Origin of the sequence: Kitasatospora cinereorecta (genome assembly GCF_024172095.1) — a bacterium.
GTDB lineage: Bacteria > Actinomycetota > Actinomycetes > Streptomycetales > Streptomycetaceae > Kitasatospora > Kitasatospora cinereorecta.
Map to the genome: position 1 here is coordinate 559,337 of NZ_JAMZDX010000004.1, position 22,155 is coordinate 581,491.

Consider the following 22,155-nt stretch of genomic DNA (forward strand, 5'->3'; position numbering starts at 1 on the left):
CGCCTTCCTGCGCCCGCCGCGTGCGGAATCAATGGAGCTTCTGCGCGCACGTGAGGCTTGCAGAAATAGTTTTCACCGGGGGCTGTCGGAGTCGAACCGGCGGTGCTTGAATAGCCGCCACCAACCCCCCTTCCACTCCTGCCACTTGTGGCACACGAGATCAAGGATGAGCTGTGACTACGCGCGTTGACCTGTTACCACGCCGGGCCCTTCCGGTCCTGCGCCTCGCCGCGTTCCTGGCCGTACTCGCCTCCTTCGCCGTCTTCTTCGCCGGCGCGCAGCAGGCCCATGCGGCGCCCGCCTGCGGCGTTCTCTCCTCCGGTGCCGCACCTCAGGCCAACTCGGCGGTGAACGCGGCCTGCAGCCTGATCGGCACGCCGTACTCCTGGGGCGGCGGCCACGGCTCGCAGCCCGGTCCGTCGTACGGGATCTGCGATGCGTCCAACGGAGCCCCCAACGACTGCCATGTGAAGGGCCTGGACTGCTCCGGCATGGTCCGCTACGCCTACGACCTGGCGGTCGGCACGGACGTCATCAACGGCGTGACCACCACCCAGTGGAACTCCTCACGTGCGGTGGCCAGGTTCTACCGGGGCGACGGGACGGGCCCGCTGCTCCCGGGCGACCTGGTGTTCTTCGGGAACACGCCGTCGACCATCCACCATGTGGCGATCTACCTCGGGCAGGGGTACATCGCCGAGGCCCCCTACTCCGGCGGCTACGTGCAGGTGGCGGCACTGTCCTCGCACGGCGACTACTACGGCGCCATCCGCCTCTACGGTCCCGGCGGCAATCCCGGTCCGCCCGGCGGCGGTCGGTACTGGGTGGACACCTTCGCGAACGCGTCCGTGTACGGCTCGCCGACCAGCACGAACAGCACCGGCACGCTCTACCAGGGCACCAACTACGTGTTCTGTAAAGCGTGGGGACGTGAGATCCGCAACGGCAGCAGCTTCAACCACTGGTGGCTGAAGACCGACCCCGACGTCGGCCCCGCCGGCCAATGGGTCTCCGCCTACTACCTCTCCAAGTGGGGCAACGACGAAGCCAAGGACAACAACGGCACCGTCATCCCCGACTGCCCGGGCGGCTCCACCCCGCCCCCGCCCCCGCCGCCGCCCGCCAACACCAAGTACTGGGTGGACACCTTCTCGAACGCGTCCGTGTACGGCTCGCCGACCAGCACGACCAGCACCGGCACGCTCAACAAGGGCACCAACTACGTGTTCTGCAAGGCCTGGGGACGCGAGATCCGCAACGGCAGCAGCTTCAACCACTGGTGGCTGAAGACCGACCCCGACGTCGGCCCCGCCGGCCAATGGGTCTCCGCCTACTACCTCTCCAAGTGGGGCAACGACGAAGCCAAGGACAACAACGGCACCGTCATCCCCGACTGCTGAACGGGCGGTCGGACCCGGCCCCTGCGGCCGGCTGCACCAGACGCGGGCCCGGCCCGGTGGACGGTCGTCCGCCGGGCCGGGCCCCCGCAGGCGTGGAGCGCTGGATCTCCAACCAGTTCCCCGACCAGACTTCGAGACGGCCTGGCTGAACTCGGCGCCGGACGACCACTGGCGCAGCCGCGAATACCCGCTGCGCTTCGCGACCTGGACGCGGTTGCCGCCTCCGAGCTGCGCGGGCACCTTCAGCTCGTCCAGGGCGTGGGCGCAGTGCGCCACCGCCTGCTGGAGTTCGGCGATCACGAGACCACCGTCAGCACGATCTTGCCTTGGATGTGGCCCTGCGCGGCTCGCGTGTGTGCGCTGCCCGCCTCGGGCAGCGGGTAGGTGCTGTCCACCCCGACCTGCAGCTTGCCCTCGTCGAACAAGCGCCCGATCTCGGCCAGCTGGGGGCCGTTGGAACGCACCTGAATGTTCGAGACTGTGATGCCCAGACTCGCCGTCTCGTCCGGATCGTACTGGGCGAAGAACACCGGAAGCATGGTGCCGCCGCGCTTGAGCACAGTCAGGAAGCGTGAGCTGTCCGGGCCACCGACGGCGTCGATCACCAGGTCGACACCGCTGACCACGTCCGCAGCCTGCGTCCTGGTGTAGTCGATGAACTCATCGGCGCCGAGCTTGCGCAGGAACTGCTCGTGCCGCCCGGAGGCCACCGCGATGACGTGTGCCCCCTTCCATTTCGCCAGCTGCACCGCGAAGTGACCCACTCCACCGGCAGCCCCGTTGACCAGCACGGTCATCCCTGGCGTGATCGGCACCGGCTGGTGCACCTGACCGGTGAAAACTGACGGCACGTCGTGGCCGAGATCCACCAGGTACTGCCAGGCCGTAAGCACGGCCATCGGCGCCCCGGCCGCCTGCACGTGGTCGATACCGGCCGGCTTGTGAGCCAGGTCCGAAGCCGGTGCGGCCACGTACTCGGCGTAGGTCCGGCCGTCGAATCCGGGGAACCGCAGCATGCCGAAGACCTCGTCACCGACGGCGAACCCCGACACGTCCGGAGCGACCGCCTGGACCACGCCCGACATGTCCGTTCCGGGGACCAGAGGGAACTCCAGGGCCGGCCTCATCTCGGCCGGCATGACCTTCATCCCCTCGCGCAGGTACCAGTCCGGCGGGTTGATGCCCGCTGCGTGCACCCGGACGAGCACTTCGCCCGGGCCGATCTCGGGAACCGGCACCTCGTCATACTGCAAAACCTCGGGCCCGCCCGCTTCATGGAACTGGATCGCCTTCATCGCGTCTGTCGCCTTCTTGGGGAAACGTTGAAACGTTGCTCCTTGAGTCAAGGCCCACCGCGGCATCGCCGTCCAAGACCAATCCGGCACCCTGCTCATGCCGAAACGGCATGACGCGTACGGTGCAAGGATGAACGATCTCGGACAGGACCTGGAACTGCGGTTGGTGCGCTACTTCACCGTGGTCGCGGCGCACCAGCACTTCGGCCGGGCCGCCGCCGACTTGCACGTGGCCCAGCCTGCGCTGAGCCGCCAGATCCAACGGCTCGAGAAGTATCTCGGCACACGATTGCTGGACCGCGCACCCCAGGGCACCCGGCTCACTCCGGCAGGCCAGAGGTTCCTCCCCCGGGCCCAAGCCCTGCTGCAGGCCGCGCGCCAGGCCGAACTGGCCGTGCGCGAACAAGCCGAGATCGAACGAATCACCATCGGCTACGTTGAAGACCTGGTGATCACTGCCGCCGTGGGGGAACTGCGCCGCCGCTACCCGGACGCCGAGATCACCACCCGGTACCTGAGCTGCCGCGACGTCGGGGCGCTGTCCGACAAGCGCGTCGACGCCCTGATCGCGCGGGCCCCGCTGCCGCTCACCGCCGACGTCCTCACCACCCCTTTGTACGAGGAGCCCCGGATGCTCGTGGTCCCACGCGGCCATCCCTTGGCCGACCGCCCGTCGGTGACCTCGGAAGAACTGGCCGGCGAGGAGGCGGCGCCATGCCCGTTCGAGACCGCGGACTGGACTTCCTACCGGATCCTCGGGGCCGACGTGCCGCCGATCGAGAGCTACGAGGACAAGCTCGAACTCGTCGCGAGTGGCAGGGCGATCGCCGTGCTACCGGTCGGCGATCGGCGTAGCTCACTACGCCCCAACCTCGTCACCGTCCCGATCGAGGGCGCTCCTTCCAGCCAGGTCGTCCTGGTCAGCCGCAAGGGCGACCCGAATCCGATGATCAGGAATCTCCGACTGGTGGCCAGGGCCGTCCTGACCGCCCCGGCAGCCTGACCGGGCTCGCCTCTGACCTGTTAGAACGCTGGTCGGGACAACAGGATTTGAACCTGCGACCCCTTGACCCCCAGCCGCAGTGCCTACCTTCACGGCTGGACCCGCCGCCTGCCTCTGCAGCCAAGCCGCGTGGGCCTTCGGTGGGAAGCCGGATGGTGTCGCGCAGGGCCGTGACCAGGATGGGCTGAGCACATGCTCCTGCAGGGCGAGGACTTGATCGTCGGCCGGGGCGGCCGTCGTGGGCGGGTCGGTTACCAGGGCAGCGGGCCCTTGGCATCGGTGTAGGTGCCGGTGGGACCGTCCGGGGTGAGGCCGGCCATGCGGACGATGATCTCGGCACCCTGTTCGACGGTCTGGATGCCGGTGTTGCCGTTGAGGTCCGTCCTGGTGAAGCCGGGCTCGACGGCGTTGATGCGCATGTTCGGGAACGCCTTGGCGTACTGCACGGTGACCATGTTGACGGCGGCCTTGGAGGCCGGGTAGGCGACGCCGGGGTACGCGTAGGTGGGAGTGTCGGCGGTGGTGACGCGGGTGAGCGAGGCCAGGCCGCTGCTGAGGTTGACGACGACGGGGGCGGCGGAGCGCTGCAGCAGCGGGAGGAACGCGTGGGTGACGCGTACCGTGCCGAAGACGTTGGTTTCGAACGTGCTCCGCATCAGGTCGGCGGTGACGTCCGCGGCACCGATGATGCCGTTGTCCTCGGCCCGCTCCTCCACGCCGGCGTTGTTGACCAGCACGTCAAGGCCGCCGTCGGCCTCGACGGTCTTCGCTGCTGCGGCGACCGAGGCGTCGTCGGTGACGTCGATGACGACCAGCCGCGCGCCCAACTGCTCGGCGGCGCGACGCCCGCGCTCGGGGTCCCGGCTGCCGATGTACACGGTGTGGCCTGCGGCGATGAGTTGACGGGCGGTCTCGAAGCCGAGCCCCTTGTTCGCTCCGGTGATCAGTGTTGTGGTCATGCCTCCACGATGCTGCGCGGCAATGCCGTCAGCCAGGCGTCCGGTCTTCCTGGGACTGCCAGTACCAGGCACCCGCCGGTGGGGCGGTGCACAGTGGTGGCATGGCGACCACGGAGTTCGGGCAGACGGTGCGGCGCTGGCGGGACCGGGTCCCGCCGGAGGCGGCCGGCCTGCCGGTGGGCGGCCATCGGCGCGCGGCCGGACTGCGCCGGGAGGAGCTGGCGCTGCTGGCCGGGATCTCGGTCGACTATGTCACCCGCCTGGAACAGGGCCGGGCGACCAACCCGTCGGAGCAGGTCGTCGAGGCGCTGGGGCGGGCGCTGCGACTGAACGCGGAGGAGCGTGAGCATCTGTTCCGGGTCGCCGGGCTGGTAGCGCCGGGAATCGGCACGGTGCCCGCCTACATCACGCCCAGCGTGCAACGGATGCTGGACCGGCTGACCGGCACACCTGTCGCGGTCTCCGACGCGGCGTGGACGCTGCTGCTGGCCAATCCGCTCTACACCGCGCTGATGGGTGAACGGCACGGCAAGGAGCGCAACGGGGCGTGGCGGAACTTCCTCGGCTCGGGCAGCCGGGTCCGCCACACGCCGGAGTCCCGGCGGGCGTTGGAGACCGCGGTCGTCTCCGACCTGCGGGCGACGGCGAGCCGCTACCCGGCGGATCTGCGGCTGCGGCGTCTGATCGCTGATCTGCGCGGCAACAGCGAGCGGTTCGCCAAGCTGTGGGACTCCGGCGCGGTGGGACACCAGGAGGCTTCGCGCAAGACCATCGACCACCCGCAGGTGGGATCGCTGACGCTGGACTGCGACGTGCTCAGCGTCGCGGGCAGCGATCTGCGGATCATGGTCTACACGGCCGAACCCGGCACCGAGGACGCCGAACGGCTGGCGCTGCTGTCGGTGATCGGCACGCAGGCACTGGTGGAAGCCGCCGGCGAGGGCGTCGGGTGAAACCGCCGCAGCGGGTCGGCTCAGCTGTCGAGCGCGGCGGGCGCGGCGGGTGCGGCGGGTGCGGCGGGCGAAGACGGCCTCGCGGCGTCCGGCGGTCCGGCCCGCACCCCGCGGACACTTGACCGCGCCCGGCGAGCAGTTACCGTCAACGTCACTCCGACGGGTGGCGCTGCAATCCGCACAGGAGCAGTTCGACCAGGCGCCGGGGATCGTACTGCGGGTCTCCGCCTCCGATGCACAGGTTGCCGATGCCGCGCATCAGTTCATAGGGATGGGTGCCCGCCCTGATCTCCCCCGCCTCGACCGCGGCGTCGAGCAGCCGCGCGCAGACCGGCAGCAGACGGTCGAGGAAGTAGCGGTGCAGTGCGGCAAAGCCGCTGCTGTCCGACTGCATCGCGTCGGCCAGCCCGTGTTTGGTGACCAGGAAGTCGACGAACAGGTCGATCCACTGGCGCAGCGCGATGAACGGGGAGTCGGCGGCGGCCAGCAGCACCGACCCCGCCTCCGCGCACTCCTCGATCTGGTGGCGGAACACGGCCGTGACGAGATCGGCCCGGGTCGGGAAGTGTCGGTAGATCGTTCCCGTCCCTACACCCGCCTTGGCCGCGATCTGGCGGATCGGCGCGTCGACGCCGGAGGCCACGAACACCTCGGCGGCGGCCGCGAGCAGCGCCTGTTGATTGCGCAGCGCGTCGGCCCGCTTGCTCCGGGCCGACACCCTCCCCGTGGAGTTCTCGCTGGACACGGCTCTCCCTCCGACACCCGTTGACAAAGCGGAACGATGTTCCGGATAGTAAACGGGACAGCGTTCCGCTTCAGCTTAGCCGAAGCGGGGCGCAGCTGCCCTTGCCCGCCGCCACCCGATCGGGGCCGGCCGCGGCACCCATCGCAGTAAGGAGAACCGCTCGTCATGAGCGCATCCGCCCGCACCGCACCTGTCCCCGTCCTGTCGTACAGCCCCGTGGTCCTGCCCGTACCCGGGCGTCCCGTGGACCTCCAGGTACGCGTCTCCGCTCCCGAGTCCGGAACCGGCCTTCCCGTCATTCTGTTCTCCCACGGTCACGGCCCGTCGAACAACCTCTCCTCGCTGAACGGCTACGCGCCGCTCGCCAACGCCTGGGCGGCACAGGGATTCGTCGTCGTCCAGCCCACCCACCTCACCTCCCGGACACTGAGCCACCTGGTCGCCGACGCCGCCGGTGCACCGGACTTCTGGCGCTCCCGTGCCGAGGACATGAGCCACCTCCTCGACCGGCTCGACGTGATCGAGCGCACCGTGCCGCAGCTCGCGGGACGGATCGACCACACCAAGGTCGCCCTCGCCGGACACTCCCTCGGCGGCTTCACCGCAGCCCTGCTCCTGGGCGCCGGGCTCAACGACCCCGACACGGGGAACGTGGTGCACCTGGTCGAGCCGCGGATCAAGGCGGGCGTACTCCTCGCCGCGCCCGGCAGGGGTGGCGACGTCTTCAACGGGCCCATGGCCCAGCACTGGCCGATCATCGGGGCCGTCGACTTCTCCACCATGGCCGCTCCCACCCTGGTCGTCGCAGGCGACAAGGACGACCCCCGGCACTTCACCGACGCGGGCCCGGATTGGCATGCCGACCCCTACATCCTTGCCCCCGGCCCCAAGTCCCTGCTCACCCTGTTCGGGGCGGAGCACGGACTCGGCGGGATCGCCGGATACGACGCCGCCGAGACCACCGACGAGAACCCCGAACGGGTTGCCGCCGTCGGGCGACTCACCGCGGCCTACCTCCACAGCCGCCTCCACCCCGGCGACCCGGCCTGGCAGGCCGCATGTGAGGCGCTGGGAACCGATCCCGACCCGATCGGACGAGTCGAAGCAAAGTAGACCGCCCGGACGCACGGCGCGGGGGTCACACCGGGCGCGGACGGCCCCGCGCAACCCCCGACACAGGCAACTCCGGCTTCCTTGCCGGTATCACGTGCGCCTGACGGTCGGCCAGGTCATCGACCGGAATCGCCGTCCTCGCCGGACTGCACCCGGGCCCGACACCGACACCGCCCCCGGTGGGCGAGCCTGCGCCGGGCCCGGGTGGGGATCCGTCACATCCGATTCGACCGCGGGCGAGCCGGGAGGCACGGGACCCGTTGCGGAGATCAGCCGGAGCGCCCCCCGTCAGCCGCCCGCGGCCGTCTCCGGCACAGCCGTCTCCGGCACGGCCGTGGCCGCGTCGGGCCCGGGCCGGGTCGCGGCCGCGAGCGTGGCGCTGCCCAGCACGGCCGGGCCGACGAAGGACGGACTCGCGGGGAAAACCTGGCGCTCGACGTGGTCGACGACGAATCCGGCCGCCCGGATCGAGTCGAGCGTCGGACGGTTGCACTCGCAGCAGACCACGAGCCGGTTCAGCCAGTTCATCCGGTCCTGGTGGCGGGCCAGCTTCGGGTCCTCCGAGCGCATGTGCTCCAGGAAGAGCAGCCGCCCGCCGGGGCGCAGCACCCGGCCGAGCTGGCGCAGTGCCCGCTGCTGGTCGCTCACCCCGCAGAGCACCAGCGTCGACACGACGACGTCGAAGCTGTCGTCCTCGAACGGAAGGTCCTCGGCCGGCGCCCGCAGGACCGTGGTGCGCGGAGCCCGCTCCGCGACGTGGCGCTCCAGCCGGCGGACCATCGCCGGCTCGGGCTCGGTGACCGTCAGCGACTCGACGCCCTCGCCGTAGAGGGCGAGGTTGGCCCCGGTGCCGCCGCCGATCTCGAGCACCCGGCCGCCGGCCTCGGCGATCAACCGGCGACGCAGGTCGCTCAGGCCCTGCCGCTCGGCCTTGGCCATCATCCGGTCGTACGTCACCGCGAACAGTGTGCTTCTGATGCCCATGACTGCCTCGATTCACGGTCCGACGTTCTGCCTCGACGCTAGGCCCGTGCCGTGCCCGGCACATGGGGCGGATGCCTCATCTTCGGCGCCTTTCTCCGGGCCGTCGGCCCCGGAGCCGGCCCCGCTCTCAGAGCAGACCGTTCTGCACCGCGAAGAGGCAGGCCGAGGCCCGGGTCGAGGTCCCGATCTTGGCGTAGATGTGCTCGATGTGGTTGCGCGCGGTCTTGGGCGAGATCACCAGTTGTGCGGCGATCTCCTTGCTGGAGCAGCCGCGGGCCAACAGCCGCAGCACGTCGATCTCGCGGGTGGTCAGGCCCGCGGGCCCGGCGCTGCGTCGCGGCGTGCGGTGCCCTGCGGCCGCGAGGACCGCGGCGACCGCCTCGCCGTCCAGGCATCCGGCGGCGACCTCGGCGTGCAACTGCGCGGCGGCCTCCGCCGCCTGGAGCGCCGCCCGGTGCGGGCGCGGCTCGATCATCGACTGGTACGCGTCCGCGACGCCCAGGATCCGGCTCGGCCGGGAGATCGCGCCGCCCGCGAGCCCGCGCGGGTAGCCGGAGCCGTCCAGCCGCTCGCGATACTGCACGGCGACCGCGCCCAGGGGGGCGAGCGCCGGGGACTGCCGGAGCATCCGCTCCGTCAGATAGGGCTGCAACCGCACCCGTTCCCACTCCCCCGCGCCCAGCGGACCTGGTTTGTCCCAGATCGCGTTGGAGACGCCGAGGCGGCCCAGGCCATGAACCAGGCCGGCCCGGCGCAGCGTCGTGACCTCGGCCGGATCCATCCGCAGCCCGAGCGCCGCCGCCTCGGCCAGCGCCCCCACGGCACGGCCGTGGCCCAGGGTGTACGGGGACTTCAGATCCACGAAGTCGGCGACCGCGAGCAGCGCCGCGTCGAACTCCTCCTCGCCGAGCCACACGCCGAGCGCGGGCTCGGCCCCGATCACCGCCTCCCAGGTACGGGCCGTGTCCAGTCCGCCCACGATCTCCTCGGGCTCCCGGCAGAACTCGACCGCGAGTCCGGGATCGAACTGCGTCCCCGCCCGACGCCTGACCAGCGCCGTGGCCGCGCCGGTTCCGCCGATCCGGTGCGCCACCTCGACGTACTCGGACAGCTGCGCGAGCCGGGAGGGCAGCGGCACGGCGTCGCCCTTGAGCTCTCCCGGCCAGCCGCGTCCGTCCCACTGCTCGTACGAGCCGGCCAGCGCCTCCTGCACGGCGTCCGGCAGACCGAGCCGCCGGGCGAGCTCACGGGCCAGCGCCGAGTGCGAGTTGATCATCCCGTTCAGATCGCGGAACCCGCCGAGCGTGAACTCCAGGCCGACCCGGAACCGGTGCAGCGGCGGATTGCCCGATCCGATCAACCGGAGCGTCGCCGCCGCTCCTGCCAGGCTGCGCTGCTCGTAGGCGTACTTGCCCGACTTCAGCGTGATGTCGTCGCCGAACCACTTCGCCTGCTCGTGCGCGTCGGAGTGGCAGCCGACGTTGACCAGCAACGCGGTGTAGTAGACGACCATCCGGGTGTCGTCGTCCAGGCCGAGCCGCTCGGCCAGCCGCAAGGCGATCAGGCACTGGCGCAGCACGTGCTCCATCGGCTGGCCGAAGCCCAGGTCCACGCCCAGGGAGAGCGCGGCCACCAGCTCTGCCAGACGCACCCCCGCTCCGCTCTCCGCGCGGCTCGTCACCGTCACCACGCTACGCCTCCGCGCGCCGCCGATCCCGGTCCATGTGACAGAGGCGGAGACGCAGGACGGCCCGTGGCCGCACCGCGGTGAAGCTGGGACCGCCGGCCAGGTGTTCGTCGGACGGGCGTGGCTGGTGGTGGCGGTCCGTGCGTGGTCGGTCTCCGAGGCCTGCTGCGCACGGAGGACGGCATCCGAGCAGGCCGCTCCTACCTCTCGTGCTGCGCCCGATGGCCGCTGATCAGGTCGCGGTACCAGGCGTACGAGGCCTTCGGCGTCCGCCGCTGCGTCTCGAAGTCCACGTGCACCAGGCCGAAGCGCTGGTGGTAGCCCTCGGCCCACTCGAAGTTGTCGATGAGCGACCAGGTGAAGTAGCCGCGGACGTCGACGCCTTCGGCGACTGCGGCGGCGACGGCGTCGAGGTGGCCGGCCAGGTAGTCGATGCGCGGCTGGTCGTCGACGGTGCCGTCGGCGGACGGCTTGTCGTCGACTGAGCAGCCGTTCTCGGTGATGGTGACGGGCGGCAGGGCCGCGCCGTAGCGCTCCCGCAGGCCGACCAGAAGCTCCCGCAGGCCGTCGGGCACGACGGGCCAGCCGAAGGCGGTGCGGGGGACGTCCTCGATCTCGGCCTGGGTGAAGGGGAGACCGGGGTCGGTGGGGGCGGCGATGGCGGTCGGGTTGTAGTAGTTGACGCCGAGGCCGTCGAGGGCGGTACCGGCGATCAGGTCGAGGTCACCCGGGCGGACGGCGCCGTACAGGTCGTCCGGAACGCCGAAGGCGGAGAGGTCGGGGTAGCGGCCGAGCAGGACCGGGTCGGTGAAGAGCCGGTTGTGGAGGGCGTCGTACGCGGCGGCCGCCGCGCGGTCGGCCTCGGCCGGGCCGGCCGGGCGGACGGGGGTGAGGTTGTTGGTGAGCTGGACCCGCAGGCCCCGCTCGTGCAGTGCGGCGGCGGCCAGGCCGTGGCCGAGGAGCTGGTGGTGGGCGGTGGGGAGGGATTCGAGCATCAGCGTCCGGCCCGGGGCGTGGATGCCGAGGGCGTAGCCGTAGACGGTGTGGACGAAGGGCTCGTTGAGGGTGATCCACTCCGGGACGCGGTCGCCGAGCCGGTCGGCCATCACGGCGGCGTACTCGGCGAAGCGGTACGCCGTGTCGCGCTCCAGCCAGCCGCCGGTGTCCTCCAGTGCCTGCGGGAGGTCCCAGTGGAAGAGGGTGGGCAGCGGGGTGATCCCGGCTGCCAGCAGGGCGTCGACCAGGCGGTCGTAGAAGGCGAGACCGGCCGGGTTGGCGGGGCCGCTGCCGGTCGGCTGGATGCGGGGCCAGGCGACGGAGAAGCGGTAGGCGTCCAGGCCGAGGCCGCGCATCAGCTCGATGTCCTCGGGATACCGGTGGTAGTGGTCGCAGGCCACCGCCCCCGTGTGCCCGTCGCGGACGGCGCCGGGCCGGGCGACGAAGGTGTCCCAGACGGATGGTCCGCGGCCGTCCTCCCCCACCGCCCCCTCGATCTGGTACGCGGCGGTGGCGGCACCCCAGCGGAACCCCGCCGGCAGGTCGTAACGGTCCGGCATGACAGCCTCCTGACGTAACATGAGGAGCACTCATGTTACCGATGTGGCGCCGAAACACCAGGGGTGGTCGCAGCGCCGCAGGAAGCGCGGCGGTCAGCGCCCGGTGAGGGCGTCCACCTCGGCGGCGTAGAGGCGGGCCGGGTCGAAGCCCATGCCGGCGAAGTGGCCGGCCAGCTCCAGGGACAGCACGCCGTGCAGGCGGGTCCAGACGGTCAGAGCGTGGCGGAGCACCGACGACGGGGCCGGATGGTCGCCCGCCCAGTCGCGGTGATCGCCGAGGTGGTCGTCGAGAGCTGTCGCAGCGACGGACGGCGCAGCGGCGGCACAGGCGGCGCAGGCGTCGAGGAGGACGGCCATGATCTCGCCGGCGATCCGGGTGGTGTCCTCCGGGGCGTGGTAGCCGGGCACCGGCGTGCCGTAGACCAGCAGGTACCGCTGAGGGTCGTCGAGCGCCCAGCCGCGCAGGGCGTGGGCCAGCCCGGCGAGGTCGGCGCCGGCTCCGCCCCGCTCCCGGAAGGTGTCGGCGAGGCTGCGGTAGGCGTCCCGGACGAGCTCGGTGATCAGTTCGTCGCGGTTGGCGTAGTAGCGGTAGAGCGCGGGACCGCTCACGCCCATCCGCTTGGCGATGGCGTTGAGGGACAGCGCCGAGGCGCCGGCGGTGGCGATCTGCTCCCACGCGTGCTGCTTGATCTCGTCCCGCACCTGGGCGCGGTAGCGCTCCCGGGGAGTCCTCGCGTCCGACTCGGCCACTGCCGCCTCCCGACCTCGGCCGGACCCGACGCCGACACTCTTGTTAGAGGTTATCACTTTCCTTCTTGACTCTCACTGAAGCGCGGAGTTATAACTTCTAACGAACACAACAAGCTCTACGAAAGGGGACGGTCATGGAGACGACCGACCGCATGACCCAGGTCGTTCTGCCCGGCATCGTGGCGCCGGAGGGGCTGGAGATCCGCCACGGACGCATACCGCAGGCCGGTCCCGGGCAGCTCGTCGTCGCGATGGAGGCGAGCGGCGTCTCGTTCGCGGAGCAGCAGATGCGCCGCGGCCGGTACTACGACCAGCCGCCGTTCCCGTTCGTCCCCGGCTACGACCTGGTCGGCCGGGTGCTCGCCACGGGCGCCGGGGTCGACCCGGGCCTGGCCGGGCGGCGGGTCGCCGCGCTGCTGAAGGTCGGCGGATGGTCCAGCCACGTGGTGCTCGACGCGGCGGACGCGGTCGAGGTCCCGGACGGGCTCAGCGCCGCCGAGGCGGAGACCGTCGTGGTCAACGGCATCACCGCCTGGCAGATGCTGCACCGCCGGGCGCGGGTGCGGGCCGGGCAGACCGTCCTGGTGCACGGCGCGAGCGGCGGCGTGGGATCCGTCCTGGTCCAACTCGCCCACGCGGCCGGCGCGACGGTCATCGGCACAGCGTCCGCCCGGCACCACGACGCCCTGCGGGAACTCGGCGTGATCCCCGTCGACTACCGCAGCGGGAACGTCGCCGCCCGGGTACGGGAGCTGGCGCCCGGCGGAGTGGACGCGGTCTTCGACCACGTCGGCGGCCAAAGCGTGATCGACTCCTGGCACCTGCTCGCCGACGGCGGCACCCTCGTCGCCTACGGCAGCGCCTCCACCCGCGACGACACCGGCTCCAAGCAGTGGCCGGTCCTGAAGATCCTCGCCCGCACCTGGCTCTGGAACACCCTCCCCAACGGGCGGCGCGCGTACTTCTACAACATCTGGGCCGGCCGCGCCCTCGGCAAGGACCGCTTCCGCGCCCGCCTGCGCACCGACCTCACCGAGGTGTTCGGCGCCCTGCACCGGGGCGACATCACCGCCCGCATCGCCGCCCGGCTCCCGCTCGCCCGGGCCGCCGAGGCCCTCAGCCTGGCGGAGTCCGGCACCGTCACCGGCAAGATCGTCCTGACGCCATGATCCCCACGCTCCACCACCGGGCCTTCCCGATCGCCGGGCCCTGACCGGCCCCGGCATCAGGGCCGGTCGGCCCTCGCCCGCCCCGCGCGGTGCTGCCTACCGTGAGTGGTGTCCGGCCGTGTGCGGACACGGCCACTCGACCGGCTGGAGGAGTGATGGCAACCGCCGCTGAACGCCGCTCCGTCGTACTCGGCGTCGACTCCCAGGACGTCCACCCCATGGTGATCGGCTGGGCGGCGGCCGAAGCCGACCGGCGCGGCCTCCCGCTGCGGCTGGTCCACGCCGTCCCCGACGAACTCCGCGACCTGCGCGGCTTCGACGGCGGCCGCTACCACCAGGCGCTGCGCACCCGCGGCGACACCGCGCTGGAAAAGGTGCTCGGCATCGTCCACGAGCGCCGGCCCGGCCTCGAAGCGACCGCGGTCCTCGTCGACGGCAGCCGCGTCCACACGCTGTGCCGGGAGTCGGCCGAGGCGGAACTCGTCGTCCTCGGCTCCCGCGGCCTCGGTCGGCTGGAGGAGTTCCTCAGCGGGTACTCGGTGGTCGTCCCGGTGAGCGCCCAGGCACACTGCCCGGTCGTGGTGGTCCGCGCGCCGGAGCACACCACCCAGGAACCGCCGTACGTGGTCGTCGGCGTGGACGGGTCCCGCTCCTGCGAGTACGCCGCCCGGTTCGCCGCCGACCTCGCCGCCCGCCGCGGGGCCGCCCTGCGCGCGGTGTGGGCGTGGCAGGTGCCGCCGGTCGTGCCGTTCGACGAACACCTCGCCGCCGACGAGATCCGGCGGCAGATGCACGAGACCACCGCCGGCTGCCGGACCGACCACCCGGACCTCGACCTGACCCACGAGGTCCTCACCGGCCACCCCGTCGAGGAACTGGCGCGCGTCTCCGCCCACGCGCTCGCCGTCGTCGTCGGACGCCGCGGCCACGGCGGCTTCACCGGCATGCGGCTCGGCTCCGTCCCGCACGGCCTGTTGCACCGCGCGCCCTGCCCGGTCGTCATCGTCCCCGCCCCCGACCACCCCTGAGCCCGCGCCCCCGCACACCGACCGCCCTCCGACCACCCTTCGACCGCCCTCCGACCGAGGTGAGAACGATGCAGGCCCTGATCGTCTACGAGAGCATGTACGGCAACACCCGCGAGATCGCCGAAGCGATCGCCGAGGGCGTCCACGAGGCCCAGCCGGACGCCTCGGTGCGCTGCCTGCCGGTCGCCCAGGCCGACCTCGACCTCACCCGCACCGCCGACCTGCTGGTCGTCGGCGGCCCGACCCACATGCACGGCATGTCCAGCGGACTCAGCCGCCGCATGGCCGTCAAGGCCGAGGCCGGGAAGGACGGGCACCGCGAGCAGGCCCACGAGGCCGCCACCACGGCCGAGGGCCCGGGACTGCGCACCTGGTTCCGCTCCCTCCCCGACACCGAACCCGGCACCCACGCCGCCGCGTTCGACACCCGCGCCGACATCAAGCACTCCGGCGGAGCGGCCGACGGCATCGCCCGGCGCCTGACGCAGCACCACTACGACCTCACCACCGAACCCGAGGGCTTCATCGTGGAGGAGTCCGACGGGCCGCTGCGGGCCGGGGAACTCGAACGCGCCAAGTCCTGGGGCGCGCAGCTGGTGTGACGTGCGACCGGTCGACCAATACCCCACCGGGTATATTGGAGAGGAACGCACGTCCACCGCACGATCACAAGGAGTTCCGTCATGTGTCGACGCACCACGTGCCGCACCTGCGGCAAGGCCGGCTACGCGGGGTGCGGCATGCACGTCGACCAGGTGCTCTCCGGAGTTCCCAGGGCCGACCGCTGCACCTGCGCCGGAAACGCGAGCAAGGGCGGGGGCGGGGGCTTCCTGGCGAGGCTGCTGGGCCGCCGCTGAGCACGCGGGCCCCCGGACGCGTCGGCGCCGCAAAAACAAGCCGGGGCTCGTACCGCACAATGCGATACGAGCCCCGCTTTGCTGCGAATCGAGAATCGCGCAGCCGGGAATTCTTTAGCCGGCGAGGGGGCGAATGTTCTCCGCCTGGAGGCCCTTCGGGCCCTGCGCGACGTCGAACTCGACCTTCTGCCCCTCGAGCAGCTCGCGGAAGCCCGCGGCGTTGATGTTCGAGAAGTGGGCGAACACGTCAGGGCCGCCGTCTTCCTGCTGGATGAAACCGAAGCCCTTGTCCCCGTTGAACCACTTCACGGTACCGAAAGCCATAACAAATTCCTCTTCAAGGCGTTGCAGGCCCGCACTGCACAGGCCTGTCTTTCGCCGCACTGATGACCCACCCGGGATCTCAGAAAAAAATACGCCCGCGAGTGATCAGCAGGCGCACACAGAGTTCATGGGAAACCAAAACTGCAACTACTTCGACCATAGCAGGGTTCGGAGCGCGGCGGGGATTTTGGCAGCAATTTTCTTCCCGCGCACGGGAACCGGCACGGCAGGGGAAGCGCGGGCCGGGGCGCGTCCGGCACGGGTTGCGCGAGTGTCAGGTGTCGCGCGACTGTCAGGTGTCGGAGTAGCTGAGGTCCCCGACCGTCCAGGCGCTGATGTCCTCGATGGCGATGCGGTACATGCCACCGGTGTGGGGCAGCCCGAAGTCGCCCTGGAGGATCTTCGCCCGATGGAGATGGAGGTGGGTGGGCCGCGCGGGCGTGCGCTCGGCGGACGGAGCGAAGAGGTCGGCGAAAGGCTTCAGATGGTCCGAGGCCTGGAGGACCTCCGCCACCCGCTCCCACCACAGCGCCACCGGCGCGAGCCGGCCGGTGATCACTGCGCCGGGGACCACCACGGTCAAGGACATCTGGTTGCTGCGCTCGGACTCGACCATCGCGGCGATGTCGACGAGCAGCTCGTCAGAGTTCGACATGACTCGACACTACGGCACCGTCCCGGCGCCCAACCGTCATCCGGCCGGCAGCGCGCGGCGGGGCACCGGATCGCCGGCGAGCGCCCCGCGCGGTACGTCGTTCTGCGGGGCGGCGGCGAGCGGGCCCGACCGGCCCCGGGACGGGGGCCGGTCGGCACCCTGCGCCGAGCGGCCCGGCGCGGAAGACTGACAGCGGACCGACCTTTCGACGCTGCTGGAGGACACCGTGGCAGGCCCGATCACCGTCGGATTCGACGGGTCACCCCAGAGCCTGGCGGCCGCGCGGTGGGCGGCGCGCGAGGCGGAGCTCCGTGGGGCCCGGCTGGAACTCGTCCAGGCGTGGCCGTGGGCCGCACCGCACCTGTTGGCGGCGGACGACGCCGTGGCGGAGGGTCGGCGCTGGCTGAACCACGCGGAGACCGAGCTGCGGGCCATGCTGCCGGAGGTCGAGGTCACCGGCACGCAGATTCCCGCGACGGCGGTCGACACGCTGCTCGAGGCGAGCGGGCGCGCCTCCATGGTGGTGCTCGGGTCGCGCGGTCTCGGCATGCTCCGCGGTTTCCTCGTCGGCTCGGTGAGCCAGCACGTGCTCGCCCGGGCCTCCTGCCCGGTCGTCCTGGTCCGGGCTCGAGACGAACCCGCCGACCGGACCGCCGACGAGGCCGCGGACAAGACCCCGGACGGGACCCCGGACGAGCCTGCGGAGCGTACCGCCGAGGTGGTGCTCGGCCTGGACCTCGACCGTCCCGGGGACGAGGTGCTCGGCTTCGCGTTCGAGGCCGCCGCGCTCCGCGGGATGCCGCTGCGCGTCATCCACTGCTGGCGGCCACCGACCGGTGACGAGTACCGGTCCTTCACCGCGATCGCGGGCATGGACGAGGAGCTGACCGCCGGCGAGCAGCAGCGGCTCGCGGACGCGATCGCGCCGTGGCGGGAGAAGTACCCGGACCTGGAGGTGTCGCCGGCGCTGCTGCGCGGCAGTGCCGCCGCGACCCTGGTGGAGGCCGCCGGCCGCCCGGACCTGCTGGTGGTGGGCCGCCGAAGCCGCCGCGGCGCGCTCGGTTCCCGGCTCGGCCCGGTCGCCCACGCGGCCGTCCACCACGTCCACAGCCCGGTGGCGGTCGTCCCGCACGGCTGACCGGGCCGACGGCCCGCCGACGCCACCGTAGACGCCGCCGCAGACCGCGAGCGCGTCCGCCCGGCCGCCGCCATGGGGCCGGGCGGCCCATGCGCGCCGGGCGGGTCCGGGGGCACGCTGGAGACACGGCCTCCCGGCGCACCCGGAACGCGAGGCCGGCCGGCCCGGACAGGGACCACCGGGTACCGAGGACGGCAGCGGTCGGCGGTCGGCTCCGCCGGCGGGAAGGAGGCGGACGTCATGTCTGCGTTCTCCGAACGGGTCAATCCGCTGCGGCGGTCCTCCGACCGGTTCCAGTGGTGGCTGGGCCGCATCCTGCTGGCCGTCGTGCTGGTCGGCCTCCCGGTCGCCGCGGCCGCCGCCGGCCTGCAGTCGTACCGGGCCGAGGTGCATGCCGGGCGGGCCCAGTCCGCGGCCCGGCACACCGTGACCGCGCATCTGACCGCGGACGCCGTCGACTCCGCCCCGCAGGTCGTCTCCAAGGTGCCGGTGACCGCCTCCTGGACGGCGGCGGACGGCACCACCCGCACCACCACGGTCCGGATCTGGCCCGGGGTGCGGGCCGGTACCCCGGTCGTCCTGTGGGTCGACGGGCGGGACGCGGTCACCTCCGCACCGGTCACCGGCGGCCAGGCCGTCACCGCCGGGCTGACCACCGCCGCCGTGACCGCCGGCTCCGTCGCGGTGGTGTGCCTGGCCGCCTGGAAGGGGTCGGTCCGGCTGCTCGACCGCGGCCGCTACGCCCGGTGGGACGCCGAGTGGAGCCTGGTCGAGCCCCGCTGGTCGAAGCGGCTCCCGAACTGAGACCCGCACCTCCGCGTCCCGGCAGCCCCCGGGCGCGCGACCCGCGCCGAGGCGGCATCCTGGCCCTCATGGGGATTGACGTACTCCCGCACCGGACCGGGGTCGAGGAGCTTCCCGGATGAGGACGCCGCCGGCGCTCGAGGATGTGCCCAAGCGGCAGCGGCGGCTGCTGGTCGTGGTCGCGCTGCTGCGGCCCCTGCTGACCGCCACCGGCCTGGTGACGGCGTACTACCTGTTGCCGCTCGACAAGGGGTTCACCGGCGACACGGTGGTCGGCCTGGCGCTCGGGCTGCTCGCCGTCGCGGTCCTGATCGGCTGGCAGACCTGGGCGATCGTCCGCGCGCGCTATCCGCGGCTGAGGGCCGTCGAGGCGCTCGCGACGACCTTCCCGCTGTTCGTCCTGCTGTTCGCGGTGACCTACTTCCTGATGGAGCGGAGCGAGCCCGGCTCGTTCACCCAGCACCTCGACCGGACCGACTCGCTGTACTTCACGATCACCGTGTTCACCACCGTGGGCTTCGGCGACATCGCCGCCGTGACCGATCCGGCGAGGATCACCGTGACCGTGCAGATGGTCGGGGACCTGATCCTGCTCGGCATCGCCGCCCGGGTCATCCTGGGCGCCGTCCACGCGGGCCTGGACCGGCGCGGCCTTCCCGGCGACACTGCCGACGCCCCCGACGCCCCCGACACCGGGCGTACGCCGCCGGACGAGGGGGACGGCGGCCGACCGCCCGGCCCGGACGGGCCCGCACCGCGCTGAGGCGCGTTCAGCCCGTCCGGGGCGGTGCGCCGGTGCCGGGTTGGGCCGGTGGATCGGCCGACGGGGGCCGGGTGATCCGCAGCGTGAGCACGTACGAGATGACCACCGAGACGATCACCAGCGGCATCACGGTCAGCCCTTGGGCGCCGAGCAGCAGGGTGGCCAGCAGCACGCTGGTCATCGGCAGTCGCAGCATGGCCACGCTCATCGCGCCCACCCCGATCGCGAACCCAGTGGTGGTGTCCACCCCGGGCAGGTGGGACACGGCCAGCCCTCCCGCACCACCGATGAACAGCGACGGGAAGACCGGGCCGCCGCGGAAGGCGCTGAGCGAGAGGCAGTAGGCCAGCGACTTGCACACCACCAGCAGCACCAGCGTGCCCGCCGAGTACGCGGCCTGGTCGGCCAGCAGCGGGCCGAGCGTGGACTCACCCGAGTAGAGCACCCCGGACAGGGGCTTGTCGGAGAGCACCGTCCAGATCAGGGCCGTCACCCCGACCAGGACGCCCGCCAGCACGGTGAGCGGCAGCCGGTGCCGCTCGACGTGGCTCTTCAGGCGCAGCGCGGTGCGGCGGACCGCCTCGCCGAGGAACGCGGCGGCCACCCCGACGAGGATCGCCCAGGCGAACTCGGAGAGGCTCGGACGGTCGGCCTGGGGCACTTGGTGCAGGGTCAGCGAGTAGGTGCCGAGGCCGGTCCACGAGCCGAGCCCGGTGAAGATCAGCGAGCCGACGCCGGCGGCCAGCAGGCCGGGCACCAGCACCACGCCGAGCATCGGGCCGGACAGGCCGGAGGCCTCCATCAGCAGGAACGCGCCGAGCAGCGGCGAGCCGAGCAGTTCGCTGATCGCGGCGAAGCTCCCGGCCGCCCCGACCACGGCGACCGCCGAGGTCGGGGCGTCCCGCTTGAGCAGGCGCAGGGCGCCCACTGCCAGGCCCGCGCCGATCGCGATCAGCGGCGCCTCCGGCCCGAGGACGACGCCCAGGCAGAGCGAGGCGACGGCGGCGAGGGCCACGCCCGGGACGATCGCGAACGAGGGGGTGTCGCCGGTCTTCAGGCCCTCGGCCGGCTCGTGGCCGCCGTGCCCCGGCAGGTGGCGGACGGTCAGGGCCACCACGACGCCGGCCACGGCGAGCATGGGCACGGCCCACCAGTCGGGCGTACTGCTGAAGCCGACGGCCTTCGGCAGGTCGTTGTAGACGAGCGACTGGACTTCCGACACCAGGGCGAGGAAGCCGAACGCGGCCGCCGAGATCGGGACGCCCAGCAGGGCCGAGACGACCAGCACCACGAGGTAGCCGCGGTTGCGGACGATCGTGAAGGGATCCGGCGGCGGGGTGGCGCTGTCGACTGCCGGTCCGGTCGCCATGCGCGGTCCTTCCTCGGATACAGGTGACGATCGCGGCATCGCGCGCCCCTCCCGTGGTAGCACACCGGGCACCGGCCGCTACCCTTCCGCCGGACGCGTCGTCACCGCACCACCCGAACGCCGCCCTCCGGTGGTGCGCAGGCCGTACGGGCCGTCTCCTGGAAGCCCTTGCGACACCCGTGCACGTTTCCCTAGGAGCGGTCGATGGGACCCGACACGTCCGGTCCGAATCCCGAGGAGCCCCCCGGCGGGCGTCCCGCCGGGGGAGCCGCGAACGGCGGCGATGACGAGCTGGAGCGGCTGCACAAGCGGATCGCCGCGCTGGAGGCCGCGCCCGCGAAGCAGCACCACCGGCTGCGGACCTCGGGCTCCGTGGTGCTCATCGTGATCGCCTCCCTGCTGTCCCTGCTGTCCGTGCTGGCGGTCTGGACGTCCGACTTCGTCGGCAACACCGACCGGTACGTCCAGACCATGGCCCCGCTGGCCACCGAGCCCGACATCCAGCAGGCCGTCACCAACCGCGTCACCCAGGTCGTGCTCGACCAGATCGACGTAACCGCCCTGGTCAAACAGCTCTCCGACGCCGCCGCCGAACAGGGCGTGCCGCAGAACGCCGCCAACCTGATCAACAACCTGAGCGGGCCGATCAAGAGCGGCCTCACCGAGCTGGTGAGCAAGGCCGTCAACAAGGTCGTCACCAGCGACCAGTTCGCCACCATCTGGGTCGACGCCAACCGGCTCATCCACACCGCCCTGGACAAGGCACTCACCGGGAAGGGCGGCGGCGCGGTCGTCCTGGAGAACAACCAGGTCTCCATCGACATCGCACCGATCGTCGCCAAGGTGAAGGACGAACTGGTCAACGCCGGTCTGGGCGTGGCCGCCAAGATCCCGGACGTCCACACGAACTTCGTGGTGTTCCAGTCGAAGGACATCGGCAAGGTCAAGACGTACTTCCGGCTGCTGGAGATCATGGGTGTCTGGCTGCCGATCATCACCGTGCTGATCGCGGCGGGCGGCGTCTTCCTGGCCGTCAACCGGCGCCGCGCGCTGGTCGGCGCCGCCGTCGGGGTGGCGCTGGCCATGCTGCTGCTCGGCATCGTGCTCACGGTCTTCCGCGCGATCTACCTCGACCACCTGCCACCGGGCGCCAACCAGGCGGCCGCGGGTACGGTCTACGACACCCTCGTCCGCTTCATGCGGGCCACGATCCGGGCGGTCGGCGCGGTCGCCGTGGTCACCGCCGTCGGCGCCTTCCTGCTCGGGCCGTCCCGGCCCGCCGTCGCGGTGCGCGAGGCCTGCCGGCGCATCATCGGCTCGCTGCGCGACGCGCTGTACTCGCTCGGCATGAAGCTCGGCCCGGTCGGGCCCTTCGTGCACCGCTGGAAGCGCTGGATCGGTGCGGCGATCCTGGTGATCGGCGCCGTGGTCCTGGCCACCTGGTCCTACCCGACCTGGGCGGTGGTGCTGTGGATCACCTTCTTCGTGGCACTCGGCTTCGGCATCCGCGAGTTCCTCGACACCGGCGCCGGCGGCGACCCACCGGCGCCCGGGCCCGCGCCGGGGCCCGCACCGGGCGGGCCTCCGGCTGCAGCCGCCTGAT

At 72.0% G+C, this 22,155-nt stretch carries 22 protein-coding genes; 12 read left to right on the top strand and 10 right to left on the bottom strand.

Going from position 1 to position 22,155, the window contains the following annotated elements; genetic code table 11:
* Positions 1–173 precede the first annotated feature (173 nt).
* On the top strand, positions 174–1,400 hold the full coding sequence (locus tag FHR36_RS22670; protein ID WP_253800002.1) for a C40 family peptidase: 1,227 nt from the start codon (positions 174–176) through the stop codon (positions 1,398–1,400).
* Between the two features lie 296 nt (positions 1,401–1,696).
* Here the strand turns inward: FHR36_RS22670 and FHR36_RS22675 are convergent, their stop codons facing one another.
* The gene (locus FHR36_RS22675; protein WP_253800003.1) at positions 1,697–2,695 is read right to left on the bottom strand and encodes an NADP-dependent oxidoreductase; all 999 of its coding nucleotides are present in this window, start codon (positions 2,693–2,695) and stop codon (positions 1,697–1,699) included.
* A 130-nt stretch (positions 2,696–2,825) separates the two neighbouring features.
* On the opposite strand from FHR36_RS22675, the gene FHR36_RS22680 reads away from it, so the two are divergent.
* Entirely contained in the window at positions 2,826–3,698 is an 873-nt protein-coding gene (locus FHR36_RS22680) for a LysR family transcriptional regulator (protein WP_253800004.1), read from the top strand.
* A 251-nt stretch (positions 3,699–3,949) separates the two neighbouring features.
* Here FHR36_RS22680 and FHR36_RS22685 read toward each other — a convergent pair whose 3' ends face one another.
* On the bottom strand, positions 3,950–4,657 hold the full coding sequence (locus FHR36_RS22685; protein ID WP_253800005.1) for an SDR family oxidoreductase: 708 nt from the start codon (positions 4,655–4,657) through the stop codon (positions 3,950–3,952).
* A gap of 101 nt (positions 4,658–4,758) precedes the next feature.
* Here FHR36_RS22685 and FHR36_RS22690 point away from each other — a divergent pair, with 101 nt between their 5' ends.
* Entirely contained in the window at positions 4,759–5,610 is an 852-nt protein-coding gene (locus tag FHR36_RS22690; protein WP_253800006.1) for a helix-turn-helix transcriptional regulator, read from the top strand.
* A gap of 151 nt (positions 5,611–5,761) precedes the next feature.
* Here the strand turns inward: FHR36_RS22690 and FHR36_RS22695 are convergent, their stop codons facing one another.
* Positions 5,762–6,355 carry a TetR/AcrR family transcriptional regulator gene (locus FHR36_RS22695; RefSeq protein WP_253800007.1) on the bottom strand — a complete coding sequence of 198 codons (594 nt, stop codon included), beginning with the start codon at positions 6,353–6,355 and terminating at the stop codon, positions 5,762–5,764.
* A gap of 165 nt (positions 6,356–6,520) precedes the next feature.
* On the opposite strand from FHR36_RS22695, the gene FHR36_RS22700 reads away from it, so the two are divergent.
* Positions 6,521–7,468: an alpha/beta hydrolase family protein gene (locus tag FHR36_RS22700; protein ID WP_253800008.1), complete on the top strand. Its 948-nt coding sequence runs from the start codon at positions 6,521–6,523 to the stop codon at positions 7,466–7,468.
* Between the two features lie 288 nt (positions 7,469–7,756).
* Here the strand turns inward: FHR36_RS22700 and FHR36_RS22705 are convergent, their stop codons facing one another.
* From FHR36_RS22705 to FHR36_RS22725, 4 genes are all read right to left on the bottom strand, one after another.
* Positions 7,757–8,452 (bottom strand): class I SAM-dependent methyltransferase, encoded by a 696-nt coding sequence (locus FHR36_RS22705; protein ID WP_253800009.1) that lies wholly within the window; start codon positions 8,450–8,452, stop codon positions 7,757–7,759.
* A 127-nt stretch (positions 8,453–8,579) separates the two neighbouring features.
* Positions 8,580–10,103 (bottom strand): HD domain-containing phosphohydrolase, encoded by a 1,524-nt coding sequence (locus FHR36_RS39465; protein ID WP_308199621.1) that lies wholly within the window; start codon positions 10,101–10,103, stop codon positions 8,580–8,582.
* A gap of 236 nt (positions 10,104–10,339) precedes the next feature.
* A complete protein-coding gene (locus FHR36_RS22720; RefSeq protein ID WP_253800010.1) occupies positions 10,340–11,695 on the bottom strand; it encodes a GH1 family beta-glucosidase in 1,356 nt (451 codons plus the stop codon).
* Between the two features lie 93 nt (positions 11,696–11,788).
* Positions 11,789–12,445 carry a TetR/AcrR family transcriptional regulator gene (locus FHR36_RS22725; RefSeq protein ID WP_253800011.1) on the bottom strand — a complete coding sequence of 219 codons (657 nt, stop codon included), beginning with the start codon at positions 12,443–12,445 and terminating at the stop codon, positions 11,789–11,791.
* Between the two features lie 134 nt (positions 12,446–12,579).
* Between FHR36_RS22725 and FHR36_RS22730 the strand changes: the two genes are divergently transcribed.
* The 4 genes from FHR36_RS22730 to FHR36_RS22745 all read left to right on the top strand — a co-directional run bounded on the left by FHR36_RS22730 (position 12,580) and on the right by FHR36_RS22745 (position 15,499).
* Positions 12,580–13,614, top strand: coding sequence for a medium chain dehydrogenase/reductase family protein (locus tag FHR36_RS22730; protein ID WP_253800012.1), 1,035 nt, complete (start codon positions 12,580–12,582; stop codon positions 13,612–13,614).
* 155 nt (positions 13,615–13,769) lie between these two features.
* Positions 13,770–14,642, top strand: coding sequence for a universal stress protein (locus FHR36_RS22735; protein WP_253800013.1), 873 nt, complete (start codon positions 13,770–13,772; stop codon positions 14,640–14,642).
* 68 nt (positions 14,643–14,710) lie between these two features.
* Positions 14,711–15,244, top strand: coding sequence for a flavodoxin family protein (locus FHR36_RS22740; RefSeq protein ID WP_253800014.1), 534 nt, complete (start codon positions 14,711–14,713; stop codon positions 15,242–15,244).
* Positions 15,245–15,325: 81 nt separating this feature from the next.
* Positions 15,326–15,499 (top strand): DUF8730 family Cys-rich protein, encoded by a 174-nt coding sequence (locus tag FHR36_RS22745; protein ID WP_253800015.1) that lies wholly within the window; start codon positions 15,326–15,328, stop codon positions 15,497–15,499.
* 114 nt (positions 15,500–15,613) lie between these two features.
* Here the strand turns inward: FHR36_RS22745 and FHR36_RS22750 are convergent, their stop codons facing one another.
* Positions 15,614–15,823, bottom strand: coding sequence for a cold-shock protein (locus tag FHR36_RS22750; RefSeq protein ID WP_253800016.1), 210 nt, complete (start codon positions 15,821–15,823; stop codon positions 15,614–15,616).
* Positions 15,824–16,115: 292 nt separating this feature from the next.
* A complete protein-coding gene (locus FHR36_RS22755) occupies positions 16,116–16,478 on the bottom strand; it encodes a GvpU-like protein (RefSeq protein ID WP_253800017.1) in 363 nt (120 codons plus the stop codon).
* Positions 16,479–16,704: 226 nt separating this feature from the next.
* On the opposite strand from FHR36_RS22755, the gene FHR36_RS22760 reads away from it, so the two are divergent.
* The 3 genes from FHR36_RS22760 (at position 16,705) to FHR36_RS22770 (ending at position 19,183) form a co-directional block, all read left to right on the top strand.
* On the top strand, positions 16,705–17,616 hold the full coding sequence (locus tag FHR36_RS22760; protein ID WP_253800018.1) for a universal stress protein: 912 nt from the start codon (positions 16,705–16,707) through the stop codon (positions 17,614–17,616).
* 240 nt (positions 17,617–17,856) lie between these two features.
* On the top strand, positions 17,857–18,420 hold the full coding sequence (locus FHR36_RS22765; protein ID WP_253800019.1) for an Rv1733c family protein: 564 nt from the start codon (positions 17,857–17,859) through the stop codon (positions 18,418–18,420).
* A 118-nt stretch (positions 18,421–18,538) separates the two neighbouring features.
* Positions 18,539–19,183, top strand: a complete 645-nt coding sequence (locus tag FHR36_RS22770) for a potassium channel family protein (RefSeq protein WP_253800020.1) — start codon at positions 18,539–18,541, stop codon at positions 19,181–19,183.
* A 7-nt stretch (positions 19,184–19,190) separates the two neighbouring features.
* Here the strand turns inward: FHR36_RS22770 and FHR36_RS22775 are convergent, their stop codons facing one another.
* Positions 19,191–20,552 carry a chloride channel protein gene (locus FHR36_RS22775; RefSeq protein ID WP_253800021.1) on the bottom strand — a complete coding sequence of 454 codons (1,362 nt, stop codon included), beginning with the start codon at positions 20,550–20,552 and terminating at the stop codon, positions 19,191–19,193.
* 204 nt (positions 20,553–20,756) lie between these two features.
* Here FHR36_RS22775 and FHR36_RS22780 point away from each other — a divergent pair, with 204 nt between their 5' ends.
* Positions 20,757–22,154 (top strand): hypothetical protein, encoded by a 1,398-nt coding sequence (locus tag FHR36_RS22780; protein ID WP_253800022.1) that lies wholly within the window; start codon positions 20,757–20,759, stop codon positions 22,152–22,154.
* Position 22,155: the final 1 nt, after the last annotated feature.

Coding starts and splice junctions, on each gene's coding strand:
- FHR36_RS22755 (WP_253800017.1), bottom strand. CDS start 16,478: ATGTCGAACTCTGACGAGCTGCTCGTCGACATCGCCGCGATGGTCGAG.
- FHR36_RS22705 (WP_253800009.1), bottom strand. CDS start 8,452: ATGGGCATCAGAAGCACACTGTTCGCGGTGACGTACGACCGGATGATG.
- FHR36_RS22765 (WP_253800019.1), top strand. CDS start 17,857: ATGTCTGCGTTCTCCGAACGGGTCAATCCGCTGCGGCGGTCCTCCGAC.
- FHR36_RS22680 (WP_253800004.1), top strand. CDS start 2,826: ATGAACGATCTCGGACAGGACCTGGAACTGCGGTTGGTGCGCTACTTC.
- FHR36_RS22745 (WP_253800015.1), top strand. CDS start 15,326: ATGTGTCGACGCACCACGTGCCGCACCTGCGGCAAGGCCGGCTACGCG.
- FHR36_RS22700 (WP_253800008.1), top strand. CDS start 6,521: ATGAGCGCATCCGCCCGCACCGCACCTGTCCCCGTCCTGTCGTACAGC.
- FHR36_RS22770 (WP_253800020.1), top strand. CDS start 18,539: ATGAGGACGCCGCCGGCGCTCGAGGATGTGCCCAAGCGGCAGCGGCGG.
- FHR36_RS22735 (WP_253800013.1), top strand. CDS start 13,770: ATGGCAACCGCCGCTGAACGCCGCTCCGTCGTACTCGGCGTCGACTCC.
- FHR36_RS22750 (WP_253800016.1), bottom strand. CDS start 15,823: ATGGCTTTCGGTACCGTGAAGTGGTTCAACGGGGACAAGGGCTTCGGT.
- FHR36_RS22685 (WP_253800005.1), bottom strand. CDS start 4,657: ATGACCACAACACTGATCACCGGAGCGAACAAGGGGCTCGGCTTCGAG.
- FHR36_RS22690 (WP_253800006.1), top strand. CDS start 4,759: ATGGCGACCACGGAGTTCGGGCAGACGGTGCGGCGCTGGCGGGACCGG.
- FHR36_RS22730 (WP_253800012.1), top strand. CDS start 12,580: ATGGAGACGACCGACCGCATGACCCAGGTCGTTCTGCCCGGCATCGTG.
- FHR36_RS22780 (WP_253800022.1), top strand. CDS start 20,757: ATGGGACCCGACACGTCCGGTCCGAATCCCGAGGAGCCCCCCGGCGGG.
- FHR36_RS22720 (WP_253800010.1), bottom strand. CDS start 11,695: ATGCCGGACCGTTACGACCTGCCGGCGGGGTTCCGCTGGGGTGCCGCC.
- FHR36_RS22775 (WP_253800021.1), bottom strand. CDS start 20,552: ATGGCGACCGGACCGGCAGTCGACAGCGCCACCCCGCCGCCGGATCCC.
- FHR36_RS22675 (WP_253800003.1), bottom strand. CDS start 2,695: ATGAAGGCGATCCAGTTCCATGAAGCGGGCGGGCCCGAGGTTTTGCAG.
- FHR36_RS22740 (WP_253800014.1), top strand. CDS start 14,711: ATGCAGGCCCTGATCGTCTACGAGAGCATGTACGGCAACACCCGCGAG.